The following is a 22,316-nucleotide window of genomic DNA, read 5'->3' on the forward strand; positions in this document are numbered from 1 at the left end:
CCGCTGAATTTTGAGGTGGGAGTCTTACTGCCCGGAAAATAGCGGGATAAACAAAAACTCCTGATTTCTCAGGAGCTTACTTATATGAATTCTACTATTATTCTTTTTCTAAATGAATATGCTTCACATTTTCAATCGGTTGACCGAACCATTTTGATGCAATTTCTTTAAACAAGCCTATTTTTCCTGTTGTTAAGAAGAGATGATCGCTTTGTTCTTCTCCTTCATTCAACATTTTACTATGATATAAGATTGTACTTACTTCACGTGCTGTTTCATCACCAGAACTAATTAGTTGTACTTTATCTCCCATTACTTTTTTAATAACAGGTCCTAAAATCGGATAATGTGTACACCCTAATATAAGGGTATCAATATCGGTACTTTTCAGTGGTTGCAGCGTTTCTCTTACAACTTCGTACGCCATTTCACTTTCGAAATTCCCACTCTCTACAAGTTCAACGAAAGGTGGACAAGCTAAACTTTCTACCATAACACGGTTATTAATAGACTTTAACGCCTCTTCGTATGCACCACTTTTCACGGTTCCAATCGTTCCAATAATCCCAACATGATACGTGTTTGTCACTTTTAAAGCTGTACGTGATCCTGGGTGAATAACTCCTACTACTGGAATTGGTAATTGTTTTTGCATCTCTTCTAATACAACTGCAGTTGCTGTATTACACGCAATAACTAACATTTTAATATTTAAATCTAGTAAATGCTCCGTCATTTCCCACGTAAATTGACGCACTTCTTCTCGAGAACGCGGACCATAAGGACAACGTGCTGTATCTCCTAAATATATGATACGCTCTTTCGGCAACTGACGAATTAATTCCTTCGCTACTGTTAAACCGCCAACTCCTGAATCGATAACACCGATTGCTCTATTCAACTTCATCACCCGTTTTCTCATTCATCATCTTTTATGTTTATCATTATATTTTACACACTTTAAGTTCGCTCACTTCAAATGCTTCTGTATGAAAATTTTCATTTGCCCATGTATAGACTAGGACCTTTTTTATTTTGCTCCTTTTTTTCGTAATTTGCAAGACAGAAAAATAACCGACCTTCTATAAGAAAGTCGGTTTCTTCTATATAAGGTGCATATTCATTGCTCCATCTTTTTTTGAAAAGAAGACATTCCCATTAATAAGAAGAAATGAGCAGAAATTAAAATGACGAGCAAAATAAAATTCAATCGATAACTATTTGTAGATTCCATAATTTTGCTCGCTACAGCTGGTCCAAATGCCATACCGAAAAAGTTAATTAAATTATATAAACCAAGACCAACTCCAACTTTAGCTGGATTTAATGTTTTGGGTATAAATGTGTTTAATGATACTTGAATTGCCGAATAACTCATAAATGTTAAAATAACCGCAAATAAAATAAAGAGTAAGTTCCCATTCGGAATAATCCCTAAAATTAAAAAGCCCATGATCATAACTACAGACGCTACATACATCATCCTCACATTCCCAAACGAAGGAATAATCTTTCCGGTAATAACACTAGATACAATACCAAAGAGAGATGCAACAAACAATACAATTCCAATAACGAATGGAGACAATCCGTGTCCTCTTCCTAACAGTAATGGTAATAATAATAAACTAGCACATAACGCCACATTAATGATAAATCCGACCGCTATTAAACGAAGTAATGGTTTATTTGTAAACAACTCAATATCAATAAACGGCGACTCTGTTCTCTTCATATGAGCCCTGAATAAAAATAGGAAAGCAACAGATAACACAAAAAGCCAACTATTAATATTCACTCCTAATAAAATGGTCGTAATCAATACAAATAATAAAACTGCTCCAATGAAATCAAAGCGAAACACTTCATCGGTATGTTGCGCCTCTTCTGGCATAAATTTTACGAGCAAGAAAATACCAATCATTGAAATAACCATAAATAAAAATAAATACGGCCACCCTAACGTATTTGTAATTGCCCCACCAACTAAAGGTCCAATACCAACCGCTAATGCAATAGAAGAACTAATCATTGCTAACGCACCCGGTTTTTTAGCTGGAGCAACTAATTTTGCCACCGCAATCATACTGAGCGCAATAAACGCTGCTCCCCCGCTCGCCTGCACTAACCTTGCGAAAATGATAATCTCATAAGATTGATTCACAAACCCAACAATAGAACCAGCTACAAATATGATAATAGAAATAATTAATAGCCTTTTTACACTGTAACGATCAGCCAGTTTTCCATATATCATCGAACCAATACCGACAACTAAAGAATACCCCACTACAACCCAACTTACTTTCGATTGACTAATTGATAAATCATTGGCAATATCCTCTAGCGCTACATTAAATAACACAGCGTTCATCGGTCCTAACAAAACAATAAAACATAATGTAAAAACAAACCATTTCGAATGGTTACTTATATCTTTCCCCATGTGTAACACTCTCCTGATTGCAATTTTAAAATTGTCAAACTATAGATGAAAAATGAAGTTATTTAAATGTTGTATCACCACTAAACAACTTCATTAAATGTATAAAAGGTACTACCTTATCGCGCGATAAAGTGAAACTTTAACCAGCCCTCATCAATCGGACTTTTACGGGCAGTTGATCCCCCACCTAACTTCTTTGCTTCCGCTGAATTTTGAGGTGGGGGTCTTACTGCCCGGAAAATAGCGGGGTAAATTGAATTCGACACGAAACAAGAATGTTGTTCGATATTCATGGAACTATCATAGTTTCAGCATTACAGTTTGTCAACGAAAAATATACAAACTAAACTAATTTAGTCTTTTTAGTTTACTTTGTTCGAAATTTATTATACACTAATTTCGAATCCGATATGAGAAGGACTGGCATGATTATTCAAATTTGCATTTTTTAACTTAATAAAACGAAACGAATACAGAACTTTTATATAGAAGAGACATTATAGGAGGATTATGATGAAGAAAAAAATGTTAGTTGTATTAACAAGTGTAGAAAAATATCCAAATTTAAATAGGGCTACCGGACTTTGGCTTGGTGAAGCTGTACATTTCGTAAAAAAAGTAGAAGAAGCGGGTTACGAAGTCGATTATGTCAGCCCACAAGGCGGTTATACACCAATTGATCCACATAGTTTAGCAATGGCGGAGAGCGTCGATTGGGAATGGTATCAAAAGAAAGAGTTTATGAATCGCCTCGGTTCTACAATGAAACCGAGTGAAGTGAATCCAGAAGACTACGCTGTTATTTATTACGCAGGTGGTCACGGGGTTATTTGGGACTTCCCAGAAAATAAACAACTTCAAAATATTTGCCGCAACATTTATGAAAACGGCGGAATTGTTTCTTCCGTTTGTCATGGAGCTGCTGGTTTATTTCATATTACATTAAGTAATGGGGATCGTTTAATTAGTGGTAAGAAGGTAACAGGCTTTTCAAATGAAGAAGAAAAATTAGCTGAATTAGATCAATTCGTTCCATTTTTAACAGAAGATGAACTCATTAAAAATGGAGGACTTTACGAAAAAGCCGCGCAACCGTGGGAAGCTTATGCTTTAGAAGATAATCGTGTTATCACTGGTCAAAACCCAGCTTCAGGTGGTCCAGTAGCCGAATTAGTATTAAAACAGTTGCAAAAATAATATGTACTAAAAAAGCAGATTTCCCTCTATTAAGGGAAATCTGCTTTTTTACGAAATCATTTGCAAAATAGCAATAACTTCTTTTTCAATTTCCGAATCATCAATTGCATCTATATACTCTGGTTTAAAAAGTTGATACTTCTTCAATTGATAAAAATCAAGTATCGCTTTCTTTAACGTAATATCGTACTGAATACAAAAAGAATGATCTATAATACGTCTTAACATCACATCATCTTGCACCATAAATAATTGTGCGTTCATCTTATTAAAGTAGCCTTGTTCCATACCCGCTTCAAAAAACATTTGCAAATTATGATTACGATTTTGTTGTGCAGCGACTAATTGATCCGACAAATGCGGATATGCTTCTTTCAAATCTTGCAAAAAAACATCCGAAATATATGTCACACATTTTAAAGAATGGATAAATGTCTTTTGGAACCGTTCTGTAAATGACATACTTTCATCTTGATTATCCGCATCACCTTCGAGTAGATAGTTCATGAAATCCTCTACTACCGCCTCAATAATTTCATCTTTCGAAGAAAAACGTTTATATAAAGTAGCTTTACTAATATCCATATATTTCGCAATTTCATCTATTTTCAATTGGCTAAAACTCGCCTTTCTAATAACGGGCTTGATTTTATTAATATAAGTATTTGCACATGCGACTTTTCTCATTTAAAAGAGCCTCCCCTTTTGTCCATACAAAATAGTATAGCAAATTCACGATTAATTATAAATGAAGTCACTATACTCAATACATCTTTTTAGTTTAAGGGTTCATTTACACTATAGAAAAAATGCCCGCTACCTTTATGAGTAGCGAGCACCTTTTCTATAATTTATTTACAGCCCTTTTTATAGCCTTACCTATTTCCACGCTAGACTGTGGATTTTGTCCTGTAATTAAATGCCCATCTACTACCACATGCGGCGTAAAATTGGGAGCTACATAAAACAAAGCTCCTTCTTCTTTCAACTTACTTTCTAACAAAAACGGAACGCGCTTTTCTAAATGTACAGCTTTTTCTTCATCGTTTGTATAACCTGTTATACGCTTACCGGCAACAAAAAACGAGCTATCCTTATTTTTCACACCGACAAAGGAACTTACTCCGTGACAAACAGCCGCTACAATCCGGTTATCGTTATACATATTCTCAATTAAATTTGCTACATATGGATTACCTGGAAAATCTACAATCGCCCCGTGGCCACCACCAAATAAAACCGCATCATAATCCGAGAAATGAACATTTGAAATCGGCCTCGTATTTTGCAATAAAGAAGCTACATGCTTGAATTCACGAGGTATACCATTCGGAATAGACACTCTATCTATAGGTACTCTCCCGCCTTTTATTGACACAATATCAACATCAAACTTAGCCTTTTTAAATAAATGATAAGGAGCTGCGAGCTCTTCAAGCCACAAACCAGTCGGGTGTCCATTCATATCATGAGCACTTGTTGAAACTAACAGTATCCTTTTCAACTTATCCCCTCCTTATTACCTATTTATGTATGGAGTGTTCTTATCATTCATATAGCAAGTGAAGCAAACAAAAAAATAGCCGACTCTTTGTATAAAAGTCGGCTGCTTTCTTATAGTTCGAGCTCTCCCATACGAAGAAGCTCCACAACTGCTTGTGAACGTCCTTTAACCCCTAGCTTTTGCATTGCGTTTGAGATGTGGTTGCGAACTGTCTTTTCACTTATAAAAAGTTCACCTGCAATTTCCTTCGTTGTTTTATCTTGAACCAGTAATTCAAATACTTCTCTTTCTCTCTTTGTGAGTAAAGGTTTAGATTGATACGCTTTTTCCTTCAACTGGTATAACCCTCCTTGCTTAAGCCAGAGCTGTGTATGTGTAAGTTGGGTGTTTATTTAGTCAAGATATTGTATGAACGAAATGTGCAGGTGGTGAATGAAAATGGGCTTTATTTCCTATGTTATTTTAGACTTTTATACAGTGCGTACACTCTTTTTATCCACTTACTTTCCAGCGCGCCATATTTGTTCTAGCAATATACTTACAACCGTACCTACAAATAAACCATTACCGAATATATATTGCATAACAGACGGCAAGGATTGGAGTGCTCCAGACGGTAAAAACATAACGCCACTTCCAAATAATACTGCCACTCCTAAAATCGTTACATTCCTTTCACTCATCGGCACTTGTTTTATATTATTAAATCCAATTCCAATTAATTGTACGAACGAAGCCATTAAAACAGCCGATGCGACAGCCGATGGTAAAGATGCTAAGTAACGAATAATACTTGGAAAAAGAGACATTACGACTAGTAACGCACATGCCATTAAGAACGATCGTATATATTTTTGTTTTGTTAAGCGTATAAATCCTGCCGTTGCTGGTAACGGAACGATACCTACAGTTGAAAATACGGAGGAAATGATATGCGAAATCCCTCCAACCCACGTACCATCCTTCAACTGTTTTTGTTCAATAGTTGCTTTATGAATGGTAGCTTGATTAATCGCTATAATAGCTGCCACTGTATTTGAAACTAAAATACATACCATAACGAAACTGGATACTGCCATACCAGTATTCCATTTTGGAAGTCCCCAAGCAAACATTTGTGGAAGTTGTACAAAATGAGTTACTTGAGATGGAACCGTCACTTTTCCTGCAATGAGAAAAATAATCCACCCGCTAATTAATCCTATTAAAACTGCATAACTTTTGATAAAACCTCTTCCAAAATTAGACAGTATAATAACGAACAAAAATATACTAAACGCAATTATCGCTGTAAATCCATCGATTTGAGAAATAGTAGCTGTAATTCCTAGCATTCCTTTTAAAAATACACCACTTAATTGTAAACATAATAAAAGTAAAAACGTCCCTGTCACAACTGGCGTAAATAAAAATAAAATACGTCCTATAAAACCAGTTACTCCTAATCCTATTAAAATAACACCGGAGATTATCATTCCTAACTCTAAAATTTGCAGTGTACTATGCAATTGATCTTGTCCGGCAGTTGCATAAGCAAGTACTGTAAATACACCAACCCAAGATCCAGCTGGTCCATCCGCAATTGGAAGTCTATGCCCAATCCATCCTTGTAAGAAAGAAGATATACCAACTACAAAAAACGTACGCTGCATTAAATAAAATATTTCTTCCGTCGTAAGATGAAATAATCCACCAACGACAATTGGTAGTGCGATTGAATTTGCTAATAGAAATATAAACCATTGCAAAGTTCCCATAATATGATTTTGGTTATGTTGATTGTCCAAAATGTCCATCCCTTCTAGCTTTCCTATAAAAAATATATTGTAAGAATAAAAAAGAAGAGTTCTATATTCACAATTAGAACCCTCCCCAAGGTATTTAAACGATTCTTCTACACAAGATTATTTAATTCCAGCTCATTTAAGCTTCCAACAACAATATTTCCTTTATACACAACTAAACTTTTTTCTGTTTGGCGTGCTACCGCTTCAGCAGCGCATGTCGCATTTGTCAAAACAAAGCTCGCTTCATCCCCTACATTCGGCCATACCCGCTTCCCTTCATTATTTAACGTTTCTTTTCCTCCCGTAATAAAGCGAATTGCTTTTCCTAAAGACCTTTCGTCACTCCATCCAAAACGCTCTGCTAATCGATTTGCCTTTTGAAGCATATCACCTGTTCCAAACGGTGACCAATGATCTGTAATGCTATCATTTCCTAATGAAACTTTAACACCTTTTTTATCTAATAACGGAATTGGAATTACTTGTTTACCAATTGGTACTGTTGAAGTAATATCAATATTTACAGCTGCGAGTCTTTCTGCCACTTCTTCAGCCTCTTTATCAGTAACACCACCAAGTCCAAGTGCATGACTAATTGTTACACGCCCTCGCCACCCTGCTTCTTCTGTTAAACTTGCCAATCTCTTCATCGTAAACGTTCCAAGATTATTCTCATCGTGTAAATGAATATCAACATCCGCATTAAATTCTACTGCGATATCCATAATTGTATGTAATGATTTTTCAATATCATTATCCACTGTAGCTGGATCTACTCCTCCGACTAGATGAGCACCCATACGCATCGCCTCTTTCACGAGTTGCACAGAATTACTGCGCAATAATCCATGTTGCGGAAACGCAACAATTCTACTAGACACTCGATTTTTATATGTTTCTAATGCCGCTAACGTCGCCTCCAAATTACCAAGTCCAATAATCGGATCAACATTACAATGCGTTCTAATATTCGTTGCACCATTTCGCAGTAGTAACTCTAGCATATTTTCCGCTCTATCTTGAGCAGTTGCTAATTGCTTTAGTAAAATTTTTTCTTCTTCATTAAAACGTGTAAAAATACTTTCTGCTGGCTTACAAGCTTTCCAGGGGCCACTATAATATGTTTTATCAATGTGAATGTGCATCTCTTCGAAAGCTGGCAACATCAATAAGTGCTTAGCATCAAGCATTACTATATCTTCTTCTTGAACAACCCCTTCTATAATTTTTTTAATTCGTCCATCTTCAATGAGTAAACTACATAATTCTGTTTCTGTTCGCGAAATTCTCTCTTCTTCATATGTATACCTTGATTCAAGCATTACATTAGTCAACCAATATACTGTCATCCCTATTTCCCCACCCTTTATTAAAAATCACCTCATAACTACAAGTTTAATATCCACTGAAAATTAAGACAATTAATATGATCGTCTCTCAAAAAAAAAATGTAATACAACCCCATAGTCTTCTCATAAATTTCCATATAGAATAAAAGTATGCAGTTTGATATAAAAAGGAGTTGATTGGAATATGTCAAAAAAGTTATGTAAATCCGAAACTGATAAAATGCTATTTGGTATATGTGGTGGTTTAGGAGAATATTTTGATATTAGCTCTACTCTTATTCGTATCATTTGGGTTATTGCTGTTTTATGTTTTGGGACAGGATTTTTAGTTTATTTCATTTGTTTATTACTTATGCCACGTTCGTACTAATGGTATCATTTCATATACTTAAGAAGAGCAAATCACCTATAGAATTCTATAGGTGATTTTTTCATGAAGAATATTTCATCGTTAAATGTAATACCGCCACTTCTTCTTCTTCATTTTTATAAACATGCTTCTTATTCGCTTCAAATTGAATAGAGTCAAACTCATTTAATTCGTATACATCGCTTTCTACTTGAATCGATACTTTCCCTTTCATTACTGTTACAAGCTCAATCGCACCTTCATGATGAGCTTCTGGTTCATATATACTATTTGATCGTAAACAAGCACGGTGCATTTCCATCCCTGTTTCTTTCGTATAACGGAACATCGTTTCTAAATGCCACGCTTGTCCTTCATCTACTGCAAATCCTTCTCCACAGCGCGCAACAGCTACAGGTTCTCCAACAACCATCAATCTGGATAAAGGAATTGATAACCCTTTCGTTATTTTCCAAATGACAGCTAGCGTCGGATTTGTTTCCCCTCTTTCAATTTTTCCTAATGTTAATTTACTTACTCCTGTTTTATGAGCTAATTCTTCTAAACTTAATTTCTGTTCATTTCGAATTTGTCTCAATAACTGTCCAACTTGTTGAATGACTTCTTTCGTTTGTATATCTTCATTTTCTTTCATATATAAAACCACCTTAAAGTATAAAATAGTTTACTTTTATTTAATTAAAGTATATCATACTATACATAATTATTTATTTCCGAAAGGAGTGCTATACTTTATGCGCGCAATTTTATTAGGTCTTTTATCATCTGCCTTTTTTTCTGCAACCTTTATTATTAATAGAGCAATGAATGTATCTGGAACGAGCTGGGCTTGGACAGCTTCCTTCCGTTTTTTATTTGCTCTTCCTATTTTATTCCTTATCGTTTTATTTCGCAAAAACTTTAGGGGATTATGGGAAGAATTAAAAAAACATCCATTAGCATGGATCGGATGGGGTTCCGTTGCAGGTATTGGTTTTTATTCTTTATTAAGTTTCGCAGCTGTCTTTTCTCCAGCTTGGCTCGTTGCTGGAACTTGGCAAGTTACGATTTTAGCTGGTTTACTACTATCACCACTATTTTTCGTGAAAATAGAAACAAAATCAGGTACGAAACTTGTACGTGGAAAAATTCCACTTCGTAGCTTATATGTTGCATTATTTATTTTACTTGGTGTAATTTGTATGCAAGCAACTGCAGCAGGCCATATTACAATGACTCAGTTCATTTCAGGTTTTTTACCTGTCGTATTAGCCGCTTTCTTATATCCGTTCGGTAACCGAAAAATGATGGAACTTGTTGGCGGACGCCTTGATACGTTCCAACGTGTATTAGGAATGGCCATTGGAAGTCTTCCTATAACAATTTTGCTTGGTGTATATGGATTTTCTACTACTGGCATTCCAACATCCAGCCAAATGCTTCAAGGGCTTTTATTAGCATTATGTTCCGGCGTTATTGCAACGATGACATTTTTCTTTGCTACTGACTTAGCAAAAGATAACCTCGCCTTACTCGGGGCAGTTGAAGCAACACAAGCTGGAACGATGGTATTTACCGTGCTTGGCGAAATCATTTTCTTAAATGGTTCATTCCCTGGAGGACTTTCCCTCATTGGAATGATTATTATTATGTTAGGAATGGTTGCAAATAGTATTTTAAACCGTTCTGTTCCAGTCGTTAAACAGAAAAAATCAGCATAAAAAAAGGGTATGGTTCTATAGAGATGAACCATACCCTTTTTTATTGTCCCCCTATTTCGCCTTATCAGAATAGTACTTCATTGGCTGTTTATACTAAAACTTATGTTATAATACGTTTCATGCGCATTAATAGGAGGTAAATTATGTTAAAAAAAGCAATCGCTGAATTTATTGGTACATTTGTACTTGTATTATTCGGAACTGGAGTAGCTGTCACTGGCGGCGGAATTGAAGGAATTGGAACATTAGGAATCGCTATGGCTTTCGGTCTATCTATTGTAGCTATGGCATATAGCATCGGAACAATTTCTGGATGTCACATTAACCCAGCAGTATCAATAGCTATGTTCATCAACAAACGAATGAACGCTATGGAACTTTGTTATTATGTATTAGCTCAAATTTTAGGTGGTTTATTAGGAACTGCAACGTTAGTAACAATTTTAAAATCTGCTAAAACACCTTTAGATAATTTAGGACAAAATGGTTTCGGAACTCTTGGTTTATCTGGAGCATTTTTAGTTGAGTTCATTTTAACTTTCGTATTCATTTTAGTTATCGTCGCTGTAACAGGTAAAAAAGGCAGTTCTTCTTTAGCGGGACTAGTAATTGGTTTCACATTAGTTTTAATTCACTTATTAGGAATTCCGTTAACTGGAACATCTGTTAACCCAGCTCGTAGTATCGCACCAGCTTTATTTGTTGGTGGAGAAGCACTTTCTCAACTATGGGTATTCATCGTAGCACCAATTCTTGGTGGTATCTTCGCAGCTATCGTAGGTAAATTCATTTTAAATACTGAAAAATAGAATTTTCAATATTTCTGAATAAAAAAAGGCGAGCCCTCATTATGAGGAAGCTCGCTTTTTTATTCTTTCATTTTAGACTTTAAATTTGTAACTAATTGATCTACCGTTACATTTGCAAGTACGTTTTCCATCGCTTCTTGCGCTTGCATTAAAATAATTTCTAATACTGATTGAATATTAGCTCCTACTGGACATTCAATGTTGGGATTTTCATGGAAGGAAAATAGCTGTCCTTCTTCTACAACTTCCACTGCTTTATATACATCAAGTAATGTAATTTCTTCTAAATCTCGAGCAAGTGTCGTACCACCTTTACCAGCTTGTACATCAACAAGTCCTGCTCTCTTCAACATTCCTGTAATGCGACGAATCACAACTGGATTTGTATTCACACTACCGGCAATCCATTCAGAGGTACAGCGAGAGTTTCGATCTATCGCAAGTAATGTCAGCATATGAACACCTACTGTAAAACGACTACTAATCCCCATCTGCACACCCTCCTTTTTATTCATTCTATTAAAAGACAACTCTTATTATTATATACTATTTTTAATTTATACATAAAGAAAAAGCATGATTTCAATAGGAAATCATGCTTTTCTCTCATTATTGACGCTTTATAAATTTCGCTAAATCTTTAAATTTAACTTTATCTGAGTAATTCATTACGCCGTTTACGTAAATGCGGCTTGTAACAGCATTTAATACCGCAATTGTCGCCAATAAGACCGCTAATGTTATCGTAATTTCTAGCATACCTGCTTCACCAGCTACAATACGTGAGAAGGTAACCATCGGTGTAAAAAATGGAACGTAAGAACTTACAACAACGATAGTACTATTCGGATCACTTAATGATTTAATACTAATGAAGAATGCAGCCATAATTAAAATCATTACCGGGAAAGATACAGCTTGTAAATCCTCCGTCTTAGACACGACAGCTCCAGCAGCAGCATACATCATCGCATATAGTAAATATCCCGTAATGAAATAAACAAGAAACATGCTGATAACCTTTGCATCTAATTTCGTAAAGTCAATTGGAATACCAAATAGTGAGGCACTTTCTAAATCAACCCAACCCAACAAATATGGAATAAGATAACCACACGCCAATATGACAAGTTGCAATAACGCCGTTGAAACAACCGCTAAAATTTTCGCATACATCATCGTAAGAGGCTTCACTTTCGGAAGCATTACTTCCATTACACGTGACGCCTTTTCAGATGCAATATTCATTGCGATTGTATTTCCGAACGCTACAATAAACATATATAAAGCAAATGTAAAGAAATAGGCAATTCCGAAAGAAGATGTACGATCTTTTATCGCTTCTTGCTTTACTTGAATTTCTGTTTGTAATTGCTGTGCAATTTCTGGTGAAACATTATTTTTTGCAATCGTCACCATCGTATATTGTTGCTTTAAATATCCTGCCATAATTGCGGAAGTTGCTTGGCTTGGAAATCCATTATACATATATGTAATCGATGGAGCCCCACCCTTTTCCGTCACATGGAATAGACCATCTAAATCGCCATCTTCTACTTGCTTATGCAGTTTATCAAAATCATCCTTTGAACCCAGTGTTATTTTTGCTGATGGCAATAGCTTATTTAGCTCATCTTTTTGTACTTTATATGTGGAACTCTCTACTACAACTGCAATTTTATCTTTATCCTTATTTTTATCATCGCCTGAAGTAAAATGATTAAATGCAAAAATCCCAAACACAACTAAAAATAAAATCGCACTCGTAATTAATGATTTTTTAGATAAAAACGCTTCCCTAAAATAAAATGAAAATACGTGAGAAAATTTACGCATCGTTATTTCGCCCTCTCTACAAAGATTTCGTTTAACGTCGGCTCTAACATTTTAAATTGTCGTAAGCTAACACCTTGCTCTTGCAACTGTTGCAAAATCTCGAGAGCTTCCGCATCGCCTTGTACTTTCACATAAAGAAGGCCTTGTTGTTTTTCATACGATACATGTATAGCTTCTAATCCCTTTTCATTCTCTACTGTATCTTCAATCGTTAAATTACGGAAACCGTATTCTTTCTTAATATCACTTAGCTGTCCTTTTACGACTGCTTCACCTTTTTTCAAAATACATACATGTTGGCAAAAAGCCTCTACTTGTTCCATACGATGACTTGATAAAATAATCGTCTTTCCGCTCTGTACTTGTTCTTCAATAATACTAGCTAACATCCCGGCATTAACTGGATCAAGGCCACTGAATGGTTCATCTAAAATGAGAAGTTCCGGATTATGAAGAAGAGCAGCAATTAATTGGATTTTTTGCTGATTCCCTTTTGAAAGCTCTCCAGCCGTTTTAAATTTATATTCTGGTATCGCTAAACGCTCTAACCAGTGATCAATAGCGTGATCTACTTCTTTCTTCGACATCCCTTCTAATCTACCAAAATATCGCAGCTGGTCTATTACTCTACTTTTTGTATATAAACCTCTTTCTTCTGGTAAATACCCAATTGTTACGCCACTATTCCCAAATGCTTTTCCATCCCACGTAATCGAACCTTCATTAGGCGTTAATAATCCGAGAAGCATTTTGATTGTTGTTGTTTTCCCTGCACCATTTCGTCCAAGTAACCCTAGTACTTCACCTTTTGGTAACGAAATTTGTAAACCGTTAACAGCTTTTGATTCCCCAAATTGTTTCGTTAAGTTTTGAATTTGTAAACTCAAAGTTTAAAGCCTCCCCTTTAGTATCATTCGTACTCTCTTTCAAAGACTATGTTTATTCAAGACAAAATATAGCGCTACACTTCATCCTCTTATATGTAAACACCGTCATTAATCCATCATTTGTTCTATTTAGTTAAAATTGTAAATAATAAAGCGCTCTTTGTCAATTATAATTGTCATTACGACAATTAAACTTGTCAAAACAACTGTTATTATTTTGCTCATCTTTCTAATATAGGACATACTACTATATATATAAAAGACAATATGCAAATGTTCATATAAAAATATTATATTTTAATATATAATATAAAATGATTTTCTAACATCAAGGAGGATACATATGAAGATGAAGAGGGGCATTACCACTTTATTATCTGTAGCGGTTCTATCTACATCACTTGTAGCATGTTCAGGAACACCAGAGAAAACAGTGGCGAAAGAAGAGAAAGTAAAATTAACAGAACAACAATTAATGGCTGATTTATGGTATCAAACAGCCGGTGAAACGAAAGCACTTTACTACCAAGGGTACAACATTGGTCAATTAAAACTTGATGCAGTTCTTGCAAAAGGGACAGAGAAAAAACCTGCTATCGTACTTGATTTAGACGAAACTGTTTTAGATAACAGTCCTCATCAAGCAATGAGCGTAAAAACAGGCAAAGGTTATCCTTACAAATGGGATGATTGGATTAACAAAGCTGAGGCTGAAGCCCTTCCAGGCGCAATTGATTTCTTAAAATATACAGAGTCTAAAGGTGTAGATATTTACTATATCTCAAATCGTAAAACGAACCAACTAGATGCAACAATTAAAAATCTTGAGCGTGTAGGTGCTCCTCAAGCAACGAAAGAACATATATTACTACAAGATCCGAAAGAAAAAGGAAAAGAAAAACGCCGTGAACTCGTTTCTCAAACTCATGATATTGTCTTATTCTTCGGTGATAACTTATCTGATTTCACAGGTTTTGATGGAAAATCTGTAAAAGATCGTAACCAAACAGTAGAAGATTCAAAAGTACAATTTGGTGAGAAATTCATTATTTTCCCGAATCCAATGTATGGCGATTGGGAAGGCGCTTTATATGATTATGATTTCAAAAAATCAGATGCAGAAAAAGATAAAATCCGTCGCGACAACTTAAAATCATTTGAAGTAAAATAAAGAGGATGGCATTCGCCATCCTCTTTATTTTGCTTTCTCTGTTAAAGGCAAGATAAATACTTCCACACGTCTATTCTTTGCCTTTCCTTCTTGTGTATCGTTTGGAGCAATCGAACGGTATTCTCCGTAACCAATCGCACTAAATTTTTCTGGTTGTAATTCTTTATTTTGCAGTAATACTTGCATAAAATTAACTGCCCGCTGCGTACTTAATTCCCAATTCGACGCAAACTGTGCATTGGCAATAGGGACATTATCCGTATGACCGGATACTGTAATTTCACGAGGTGACGCTGAAACAAGTAAGCTAGACATTTCTTTTGCAATCCCTAAAGATTCTAATTTCACATCTGCTTTCCCCGAATCAAACAGTATATTTTCTAATATTGTCACCATTAATCCCTTTTCAGTTAATTTAGTTTGAAAAGAAGAGGATAATTGTTTTTCATTAATATATTGATCAATCTTTTTTTGTAATGCTTTCAATTCATCCATCTCTTTTTTTTCTTTAGCTCTAGCTTCTTCTTGTTTTTTTGCTTGTTCTGCCTCAAGGCTACTTGCCGATAATTCTTTTTCATCATTTGGCTTTTGATCACTTAAAAATTCTTTGTTACCTGTTCCCCCGGCTAATTCACTTCGAAAAGCAACTGCCATCTGTTTAAACTTCGCAGCATCTATACTACTCATTGCGAATAAAACGATAAACAATGCAAATAACAACGTTAACATATCAGAATATGGGATTAACCACGTTTCATCGATATGCTCATCATGTTTTTTCTTTTTGCCTCTTCTATTTTTCTTACTCCGCATTTTTTTCTGCTCCTTTTTCTAGCTTTTTACGCTCAGTTGCAGAAAGTGCACCTAAAATGCGGTTCTTCATAATAAACGGATATGTACCTTCTTGTAACATTAATAAACAATCAATGATTAAACGTTTTTTCTCAATTTCAGCTGAAGATTTTTGCTTTAACTTATTTGCAAATGGATGCCATAATACATACCCTGAAAAAATACCAAAAATCGTTGCAATAAATGCACCCGAAATAGCATGACCTAACTTTTCAATATCAGTTAAGTTACCAAGCGCAGCTACAAGACCGATAACAGCACCTAAAACTCCTAATGTCGGTGCATACGTACCAGCTTGTGAAAAAATAGCAGCTCCCTTTGCATGTCTTTCTTCAATTGCCTCTAATTCAGATTCCAAAATTTGCTCTAAATCTTCTGCGGATACGCCATCAATCACAAATTTCATACCGCGCAAAAGAAATTCATCTTGAATTTTGTCCAATTGTTGCTCTAAAGACAAAATACCGTATTTTCTACTTTCAGATGTCCAATGAACAAATAATTCTAGCAACTGTTCATAACTTAAATCCTTTTTATTTGAACCAAAAAGAACTTTAAATAGTTTTGGAACCCTTTTTAGTTGATTCATCGGAAATGCAATACATACTGCAGCAAATGTACCGATAAAAATAATTAATGCTGCGGCAGGATTTAATAAGGCTGTTACGTCAGCGCCCTTGACGACCATCCCTACTACCACTGCTAAAAATCCTAAAATAAGTCCAATAATTGTTGCAAAATCCATTCCCATTCACTCCTAGTCTATACAAGAAGTTCTTTATTCTCGATAATCGCTACATCTTCTTATGTATATATATTACATAAAAAATGCAATTCATGAAAGATAAGAAATGAATTATATAAAAAAATACTACAAATTCACACATTTTCTGACATTTTCTTTGCATTTCTATTACGTTATGACTCTTATATTTCTTTTCCAACAAACTAGACTTATAATAAAAAAAGATACATATTTTATTAAGAAGGGACTGTGATTACAAGGCATTATGAAAAAGATAATAATTATTTCTGCCACTACTATTGTAATCGGTATCACATCTTTCGCTTACTTTGGTTCTAAATCACCACTACATAATGAAGCGAAAGCTGTCGAAAGTCAAAAACATAATAACCACCCAAAAGAAGAGATTCCTGCTTTTCCAAAAGCTGATCATAATGCAAAGAAAATAGACAATGACTTTTCAGTTGTAACAAATCCAAAATCTAATCTTGTCTTAATTAATAAACATCGAAAACTACCAGATGGATACACTCCTGAAGACTTAACAAGACCAAACGTACCATTCACTAGTCCAAAAGATAAAGAAAAAACGCTACTACGCAAAGATGCTGCAGAAGCACTTGAAAACATGTTCAAAGCTGCAAAAAAAGAAGGGATTGATCTTACAGCTGTATCTGGTTATCGTTCATACAAACGTCAAAAATCGTTGCATGATACATACGTTAGACGTCAAGGAAAAGCTGAAGCTAATTCAGTAAGCGCAATTCCTGGTACAAGTGAACACCAAACGGGTTTAGCAATGGATATTAGTTCAAAAACAGCTAAATTTCAATTAGAGCCTATCTTCGGAGAGACAGCAGAAGGAAACTGGGTCGCGGAACACGCTCATAAATTCGGCTTTGTCATTCGTTACTTAGAAGATAAAACAGATACAACAGAATATGCATATGAACCATGGCACTTACGCTACGTTGGTAATCCATACGCTACATACCTATATAAACATCACTTAACATTAGAAGAAGCAATGGAAGACAAAAAATAAGAGAGCAAATTGCTCTCTTATTTTTCTTTCACTCTATCATTGTAGTAATTTCTTCTTCCATTCTTCAGGCCATGGTTCGCCTCTTCCTGTTTTTTTCGACGCTTGAACCATCATTCCACGACCTACTAAACAAACCTCTCCTTCTGCATTCTTCACCATATAATGTAAATCCAAAGAAGAATTCCCAACCGATCCTGCCTTTACATACACCTTCAACTGTTCATCATAATATATTTGCTTAATAAAATTACATTGTAAATCCGCAACAACGATCATCGTGTCTGATGATGTATGTGTCCACTCTTGCATAAATCCAAGTTCTTTAAACAACGCGATACGAGCTTCTTCAAAATAAGTAAAAGCAACGACATTATTTACATGTCCAAACATATCTACTTCACCAAAACGAACCTTTACAGGATTGTAAAATAAAAAACCACTTTCCCATTTCTCGAAGTCTTCAATATAAGAAATTCTCTTCAACGTTATCTCCTCTTCCTCTCAAAAAAACAGAATAAACTGAAAAATACAGTTATAAATATTGCCCCTTCAAGATGAAGAGGCAATATTTATTAATAGTTATTATCGCTACCAAAGAAATCTTTGAACGATTGAATTGTTGTATCACGGTTTAATGCCGCAATTGAAGTTGTTAAAGGAATACCCTTCGGACATGATTGCACACAGTTTTGAGAGTTACCACAGTTCGCTAGTCCTCCATCTCCCATAATTGCACGTAAGCGATCTGCTTTATGCATTTCACCCGTTGGATGTGAGTTGAATAAGCGAGCTTGTGATAACGGCGCTGGTCCAATAAAGTCAGACTTACTGTTTACGTTTGGACATGATTCTAAGCAAACACCACATGTCATACATTTTGAAAGCTCATAAGCCCATTGACGCTTTTTCTCAGGCATTCTTGGTCCTGGACCTAGGTCATACGTACCATCAATTGGAATCCAAGCTTTAACGCGTTTTAGAGCATTAAACATGCGACTGCGGTCAACTTGTAAATCACGTACAACTGGGAATGTCTTCATCGGCTTTAAGCGAATTGGCTGTTCTAATTGATCAATAAGAGCCGTACATGATTGACGTGGCTTTCCGTTAATAACCATTGAACATGCTCCGCATACTTCCTCTAAGCAGTTCATATCCCATGCAATCGGAGTTGTTTGATTCCCTTTTGAATCAACAGGATTACGACGAATTTCCATAAGCGCCGAAATAATATTCATATTCGGACGATATGGAATTTCAAACTCTTGGTCAAACGCTTGTGCATCTGGTCCATCTTGTCTCGTAATGATGAGGCGGATTGTTTTCTCAGACATGTTGTTTATCCCCCTTCTCTTCACCCTTAGCAGCTACATCATGTTTTGAAGAATAATCACGTTTACGTGGTTTAATTAATGAAACATCAACGTCTTCGTAATGGAATGCTGGTGCATTTCCTTCTCCTTCAAATTTTGCCATCGTAGTTTTTAAGAAGTTTGCATCATCACGATTTGGGAATTCAGGTTTGTAATGCGCCCCGCGGCTCTCATTACGGTTATATGCGCCAATTGTAATAACACGTGCTAACTCAAACATATTTGCAAGTTGACGTGTAAATGAAGCACCTTGGTTACTCCATCTCGCTGTATCGTTAATGTTAATACGTTTGTAACGAGCCATTAACTCTTCAATTTTCGCATCTGTTTCTAATAACTTTTTATTTTCACGAACTACTGTAACGTTATCTGTCATCCATTCTCCAAGCTCTTTATGAAGAACATATGCATTTTCATTACCATCCATCGTTAAAATATTGTTAAATTTCTCTGTTTCGATTAATTCATTTTGCTCATATACAGTAGACGAAACAGCATCTGATGATTTAGAAAGACCTTTCATATATTCAATTGCGTTTGGTCCTGCTACCATACCACCATAAATTGCTGATAATAGTGAGTTTGCACCAAGGCGGTTACCACCGTGCATAGAATAATCACACTCACCTGCTGCAAATAAACCTGGAATACTCGTCATTTGCTTATAGTCAACCCATAGTCCGCCCATTGAATAGTGAACAGCTGGGAAGATTTTCATTGGTAGTTTACGAGGATCATCACCTGTAAATTTCTCATAGATTTCAATGATTCCACCAAGTTTAATATCTAGTTCTTTCGGATCTTTATGAGAAAGATCTAAGTACACCATGTTTTCACCGTTAATACCTAGTTTTTGCTCTACGCAAACATCAAAGATTTCACGCGTTGCGATATCACGAGGTACAAGGTTTCCGTAAGCCGGATATTTTTCTTCTAAGAAGTACCATGGCTTACCATCTTTATATGTCCAAACACGTCCACCTTCACCACGTGCAGATTCACTCATAAGACGTAATTTATCGTCTCCTGGAATTGCCGTTGGGTGAATTTGAATGAACTCACCATTTGCATAATATGCGCCTTGCTGATATACAGCAGACGCTGCTGTACCTGTATTAATAATGGAGTTTGTTGATTTTCCGAAAATGATACCAGGGCCCCCTGTTGCCATAATCACGGCATCAGCTCCGAAACTTTTAATCTCCATAGTTTGTAAGTCTTGTGCAACGATTCCTCGGCACACACCTTCATCATCAACAACAGCTCGTAAGAAATCCCAACCTTCATATTTCGTTACAAGTCCTGCTACTTCATGACGACGTACTTGCTCATCTAATGCGTAAAGTAATTGCTGTCCAGTTGTTGCACCAGCGAATGCTGTACGGTGATGTTGTGTTCCACCAAATCGACGGAAATCAAGAAGTCCTTCTTCCGTACGGTTGAACATAACACCCATACGGTCCATTAAATGAATGATACCAGGTGCTGCTTCACACATTGCTTTAACTGGTGGTTGGTTCGCTAAGAAGTCCCCACCATAAATTGTATCGTCAAAGTGGATCCACGGAGAATCCCCTTCACCTTTCGTATTTACGGCACCGTTAATTCCGCCCTGAGCACATACAGAATGTGAACGTTTTACTGGTACTAAAGAAAACAGTTCAACATTCACTCCTGCTTCTGCCGCTTTAATCGTTGCCATTAAGCCAGCCAAGCCACCGCCGACTACTATAAGTTTCCCTTTCATGCTCTCCCACTCCTTACTGATTTGCTAGCTGTGGATCGATGAACGCTAATAATGCACTCACACCTACATAAGATAGACCTAAGAAAATAGCTAATGTTACATAAGTAGAGATTCTTTGTGAACGTGGAGATACTGTAATTCCCCAGCTGATGCAGAATGTCCATAGTCCATTTGCAAAGTGGAAAATTGTTGAAACAACACCAACTAAGTAGAATGCAAACATAGCTGGATTGTTTAAAATATCTGCCATCATATCATAGTTTACCTCTTTACCTAACATTGCTTGAATACGAGTTTCCCAGACGTGCCAAGAAATGAAAATCAGCGTAACGATACCTGAAATTCTTTGGAAGACGAACATCCAGTTACGGAAATAACCGTAAGAAACCGCATTGTTCTTAGCTGTAAATGCAATATATAAGCCATATATAGCATGGTACAGTATCGGTAAAAAGATGATGAAAATTTCTAGCGCATACCGGAATGGAAGGAGCTCCATAAAGCCTGCAGCTTTGTTAAAAGCCTCTGCTCCTCTTGTTGCAAAGTTGTTTACAATTAGATGTTGCGTCAAAAAGACACCAACCGGGATGACCCCCATTAATGAGTGCCACTTACGAAACGTATACTCGCGGCCTTTCATGTCCCCATTACCCCCTTGAATGTTTGACTGCTGTTTTCAGATTAATTTATAACAATAATGTTTTTTCACTATTGGCATAAGAAAAACTGAAAAAATTATTCGAAATATTTCAGCATAATTTGATAACAAGTTCATTTTACCCCTATTTTTGTCGAAGCGTCAAGAAAACGTATACATAATTTGCATATAATTTGCCAATTCTTTTTTTCTTCTCAGATATTGAGATTTCCCTAAAGAAAAATCTGTTTTTATAAATGAAAAATGTTATATAATAATCCCTATAGAAAGAGGGGAATATTGTGAGTAAAAATACAATCGATATAACATCTTTAGAAGATGTTTCATTGAACGCCTTCGCTTATGAATTGCTACGTGAAGAATTACTACCTGATTTAATCGGCAACGATTTAGATGGTATTTTATACTGGTCTGGTAGAAACCTTGCAAGAAAATATCCGCTAGAAACAATTGAAGAAGTCATTCAGTTCTTTGAAAAGGCTGGCTGGGGCACTTTAAGCATTATTGAACATAAGCGTCGTGAAATGCAGTTCCAACTTAAAGGCACACTCATTGCAGAACGTCAAAAACAAAAAAGGCATTCTTCTTATCAACTAGAAGCTGGATTCATCGCTGAACAAATTCAAAAGCAACGGAACGTCGTTGCAGAGTCATATGAAGAAAAGAAAAAACGTTCTGACTCTATTACATTTCTTGTGAAATGGGATATAAAAGATCTCATTGAAGTGTAAGCATTACCTACAGTCAACTAGACATATCAGTTTAGTTGACTTTTTTGTATTTTCATTCACGTCAATTTATTTTAAATATTCAGAAATTATAACAAAAAATAGAAGACAT

24 protein-coding genes are annotated in these 22,316 nt (G+C 35.8%); 7 read left to right on the forward strand and 17 right to left on the reverse strand.

Annotation, left to right across the window (positions count from 1 at the left end):
• Positions 1-97: 97 nt before the first annotated feature.
• Both racE and DN403_RS13255 read right to left on the reverse strand, forming a co-directional pair.
• Entirely contained in the window at positions 98-907 is an 810-nt protein-coding gene (racE, locus tag DN403_RS13250) for a glutamate racemase (RefSeq protein WP_000774005.1), read from the reverse strand.
• Positions 908-1,120: 213 nt separating this feature from the next.
• Positions 1,121-2,446 carry an MFS transporter gene (locus DN403_RS13255; protein WP_000513862.1) on the reverse strand — a complete coding sequence of 442 codons (1,326 nt, stop codon included), beginning with the start codon at positions 2,444-2,446 and terminating at the stop codon, positions 1,121-1,123.
• Positions 2,447-2,959: 513 nt separating this feature from the next.
• Between DN403_RS13255 and DN403_RS13260 the strand changes: the two genes are divergently transcribed.
• Positions 2,960-3,643 (forward strand): type 1 glutamine amidotransferase domain-containing protein, encoded by a 684-nt coding sequence (locus tag DN403_RS13260; protein ID WP_000728522.1) that lies wholly within the window; start codon positions 2,960-2,962, stop codon positions 3,641-3,643.
• A gap of 48 nt (positions 3,644-3,691) precedes the next feature.
• Here the strand turns inward: DN403_RS13260 and DN403_RS13265 are convergent, their stop codons facing one another.
• The 5 genes from DN403_RS13265 to DN403_RS13285 form a co-directional block, all read right to left on the reverse strand.
• Entirely contained in the window at positions 3,692-4,330 is a 639-nt protein-coding gene (locus tag DN403_RS13265) for a TetR/AcrR family transcriptional regulator (protein WP_001233010.1), read from the reverse strand.
• 157 nt (positions 4,331-4,487) lie between these two features.
• On the reverse strand, positions 4,488-5,108 hold the full coding sequence (locus tag DN403_RS13270; RefSeq protein WP_044784586.1) for a type 1 glutamine amidotransferase domain-containing protein: 621 nt from the start codon (positions 5,106-5,108) through the stop codon (positions 4,488-4,490).
• A gap of 149 nt (positions 5,109-5,257) precedes the next feature.
• Complete coding sequence (gene gerE, locus DN403_RS13275; protein ID WP_000659484.1) at positions 5,258-5,482, reverse strand: spore germination transcription factor GerE; 225 nt, start codon at positions 5,480-5,482, stop codon at positions 5,258-5,260.
• 165 nt (positions 5,483-5,647) lie between these two features.
• Positions 5,648-6,943: a purine/pyrimidine permease gene (locus DN403_RS13280; RefSeq protein ID WP_003257696.1), complete on the reverse strand. Its 1,296-nt coding sequence runs from the start codon at positions 6,941-6,943 to the stop codon at positions 5,648-5,650.
• Positions 6,944-7,041: 98 nt separating this feature from the next.
• On the reverse strand, positions 7,042-8,283 hold the full coding sequence (locus DN403_RS13285; protein ID WP_149185532.1) for an amidohydrolase family protein: 1,242 nt from the start codon (positions 8,281-8,283) through the stop codon (positions 7,042-7,044).
• Positions 8,284-8,467: 184 nt separating this feature from the next.
• On the opposite strand from DN403_RS13285, the gene DN403_RS13290 reads away from it, so the two are divergent.
• Positions 8,468-8,653, forward strand: coding sequence for a PspC domain-containing protein (locus DN403_RS13290; protein WP_000038411.1), 186 nt, complete (start codon positions 8,468-8,470; stop codon positions 8,651-8,653).
• A gap of 61 nt (positions 8,654-8,714) precedes the next feature.
• Here DN403_RS13290 and DN403_RS13295 read toward each other — a convergent pair whose 3' ends face one another.
• The gene (locus DN403_RS13295; RefSeq protein ID WP_000661915.1) at positions 8,715-9,287 is read right to left on the reverse strand and encodes a helix-turn-helix domain-containing protein; all 573 of its coding nucleotides are present in this window, start codon (positions 9,285-9,287) and stop codon (positions 8,715-8,717) included.
• 100 nt (positions 9,288-9,387) lie between these two features.
• Here DN403_RS13295 and DN403_RS13300 point away from each other — a divergent pair, with 100 nt between their 5' ends.
• Entirely contained in the window at positions 9,388-10,353 is a 966-nt protein-coding gene (locus DN403_RS13300) for a DMT family transporter (protein WP_001201632.1), read from the forward strand.
• Positions 10,354-10,496: 143 nt separating this feature from the next.
• Positions 10,497-11,162, forward strand: a complete 666-nt coding sequence (locus tag DN403_RS13305) for an aquaporin (protein WP_000913211.1) — start codon at positions 10,497-10,499, stop codon at positions 11,160-11,162.
• Positions 11,163-11,221: 59 nt separating this feature from the next.
• On the opposite strand, the gene DN403_RS13310 is transcribed toward DN403_RS13305, so the two are convergent.
• From DN403_RS13310 to DN403_RS13320, 3 genes are all read right to left on the reverse strand, one after another.
• Complete coding sequence (locus tag DN403_RS13310) at positions 11,222-11,653, reverse strand: Rrf2 family transcriptional regulator (protein ID WP_000512998.1); 432 nt, start codon at positions 11,651-11,653, stop codon at positions 11,222-11,224.
• Between the two features lie 118 nt (positions 11,654-11,771).
• Positions 11,772-12,998 carry an ABC transporter permease gene (locus DN403_RS13315; RefSeq protein WP_001224985.1) on the reverse strand — a complete coding sequence of 409 codons (1,227 nt, stop codon included), beginning with the start codon at positions 12,996-12,998 and terminating at the stop codon, positions 11,772-11,774.
• A 2-nt stretch (positions 12,999-13,000) separates the two neighbouring features.
• The gene (locus tag DN403_RS13320; protein ID WP_000058118.1) at positions 13,001-13,885 is read right to left on the reverse strand and encodes an ABC transporter ATP-binding protein; all 885 of its coding nucleotides are present in this window, start codon (positions 13,883-13,885) and stop codon (positions 13,001-13,003) included.
• Between the two features lie 343 nt (positions 13,886-14,228).
• On the opposite strand from DN403_RS13320, the gene DN403_RS13325 reads away from it, so the two are divergent.
• On the forward strand, positions 14,229-15,056 hold the full coding sequence (locus DN403_RS13325; protein WP_000782773.1) for a 5'-nucleotidase, lipoprotein e(P4) family: 828 nt from the start codon (positions 14,229-14,231) through the stop codon (positions 15,054-15,056).
• A 24-nt stretch (positions 15,057-15,080) separates the two neighbouring features.
• Here the strand turns inward: DN403_RS13325 and motB are convergent, their stop codons facing one another.
• Both motB and motA read right to left on the reverse strand, forming a co-directional pair.
• The gene (gene motB, locus DN403_RS13330; RefSeq protein ID WP_001256733.1) at positions 15,081-15,869 is read right to left on the reverse strand and encodes a flagellar motor protein MotB; all 789 of its coding nucleotides are present in this window, start codon (positions 15,867-15,869) and stop codon (positions 15,081-15,083) included.
• On the reverse strand, positions 15,859-16,653 hold the full coding sequence (gene motA, locus DN403_RS13335) for a flagellar motor stator protein MotA (RefSeq protein ID WP_000344851.1): 795 nt from the start codon (positions 16,651-16,653) through the stop codon (positions 15,859-15,861). The genes motB and motA overlap by 11 nt, the downstream gene beginning before the upstream one ends.
• A 265-nt stretch (positions 16,654-16,918) precedes the next feature.
• Between motA and DN403_RS13340 the strand changes: the two genes are divergently transcribed.
• Entirely contained in the window at positions 16,919-17,698 is a 780-nt protein-coding gene (locus DN403_RS13340) for a M15 family metallopeptidase (protein ID WP_000720194.1), read from the forward strand.
• A 36-nt stretch (positions 17,699-17,734) separates the two neighbouring features.
• On the opposite strand, the gene DN403_RS13345 is transcribed toward DN403_RS13340, so the two are convergent.
• The 4 genes from DN403_RS13345 to sdhC all read right to left on the reverse strand — a co-directional run bounded on the left by DN403_RS13345 (position 17,735) and on the right by sdhC (position 21,458).
• On the reverse strand, positions 17,735-18,181 hold the full coding sequence (locus DN403_RS13345) for an acyl-CoA thioesterase (protein WP_000822726.1): 447 nt from the start codon (positions 18,179-18,181) through the stop codon (positions 17,735-17,737).
• Positions 18,182-18,270: 89 nt separating this feature from the next.
• Positions 18,271-19,032, reverse strand: coding sequence for a succinate dehydrogenase iron-sulfur subunit (gene sdhB / locus DN403_RS13350; protein ID WP_001291827.1), 762 nt, complete (start codon positions 19,030-19,032; stop codon positions 18,271-18,273).
• Positions 19,025-20,818, reverse strand: coding sequence for a succinate dehydrogenase flavoprotein subunit (sdhA, locus tag DN403_RS13355; RefSeq protein ID WP_000676742.1), 1,794 nt, complete (start codon positions 20,816-20,818; stop codon positions 19,025-19,027). Before sdhA ends, sdhB begins: the two co-directional genes overlap by 8 nt.
• 13 nt (positions 20,819-20,831) lie before the next feature.
• Positions 20,832-21,458: a succinate dehydrogenase cytochrome B558 gene (gene sdhC, locus DN403_RS13360; protein WP_000678354.1), complete on the reverse strand. Its 627-nt coding sequence runs from the start codon at positions 21,456-21,458 to the stop codon at positions 20,832-20,834.
• A gap of 299 nt (positions 21,459-21,757) precedes the next feature.
• On the opposite strand from sdhC, the gene DN403_RS13365 reads away from it, so the two are divergent.
• Positions 21,758-22,207 (forward strand): YslB family protein, encoded by a 450-nt coding sequence (locus DN403_RS13365; protein WP_000042214.1) that lies wholly within the window; start codon positions 21,758-21,760, stop codon positions 22,205-22,207.
• Positions 22,208-22,316 lie beyond the last annotated feature (109 nt).

The sequence above is a fragment of the Bacillus sp. AY2-1 genome, from assembly GCF_008368965.1.
Classification (GTDB): domain Bacteria; phylum Bacillota; class Bacilli; order Bacillales; family Bacillaceae_G; genus Bacillus_A; species Bacillus_A thuringiensis_S.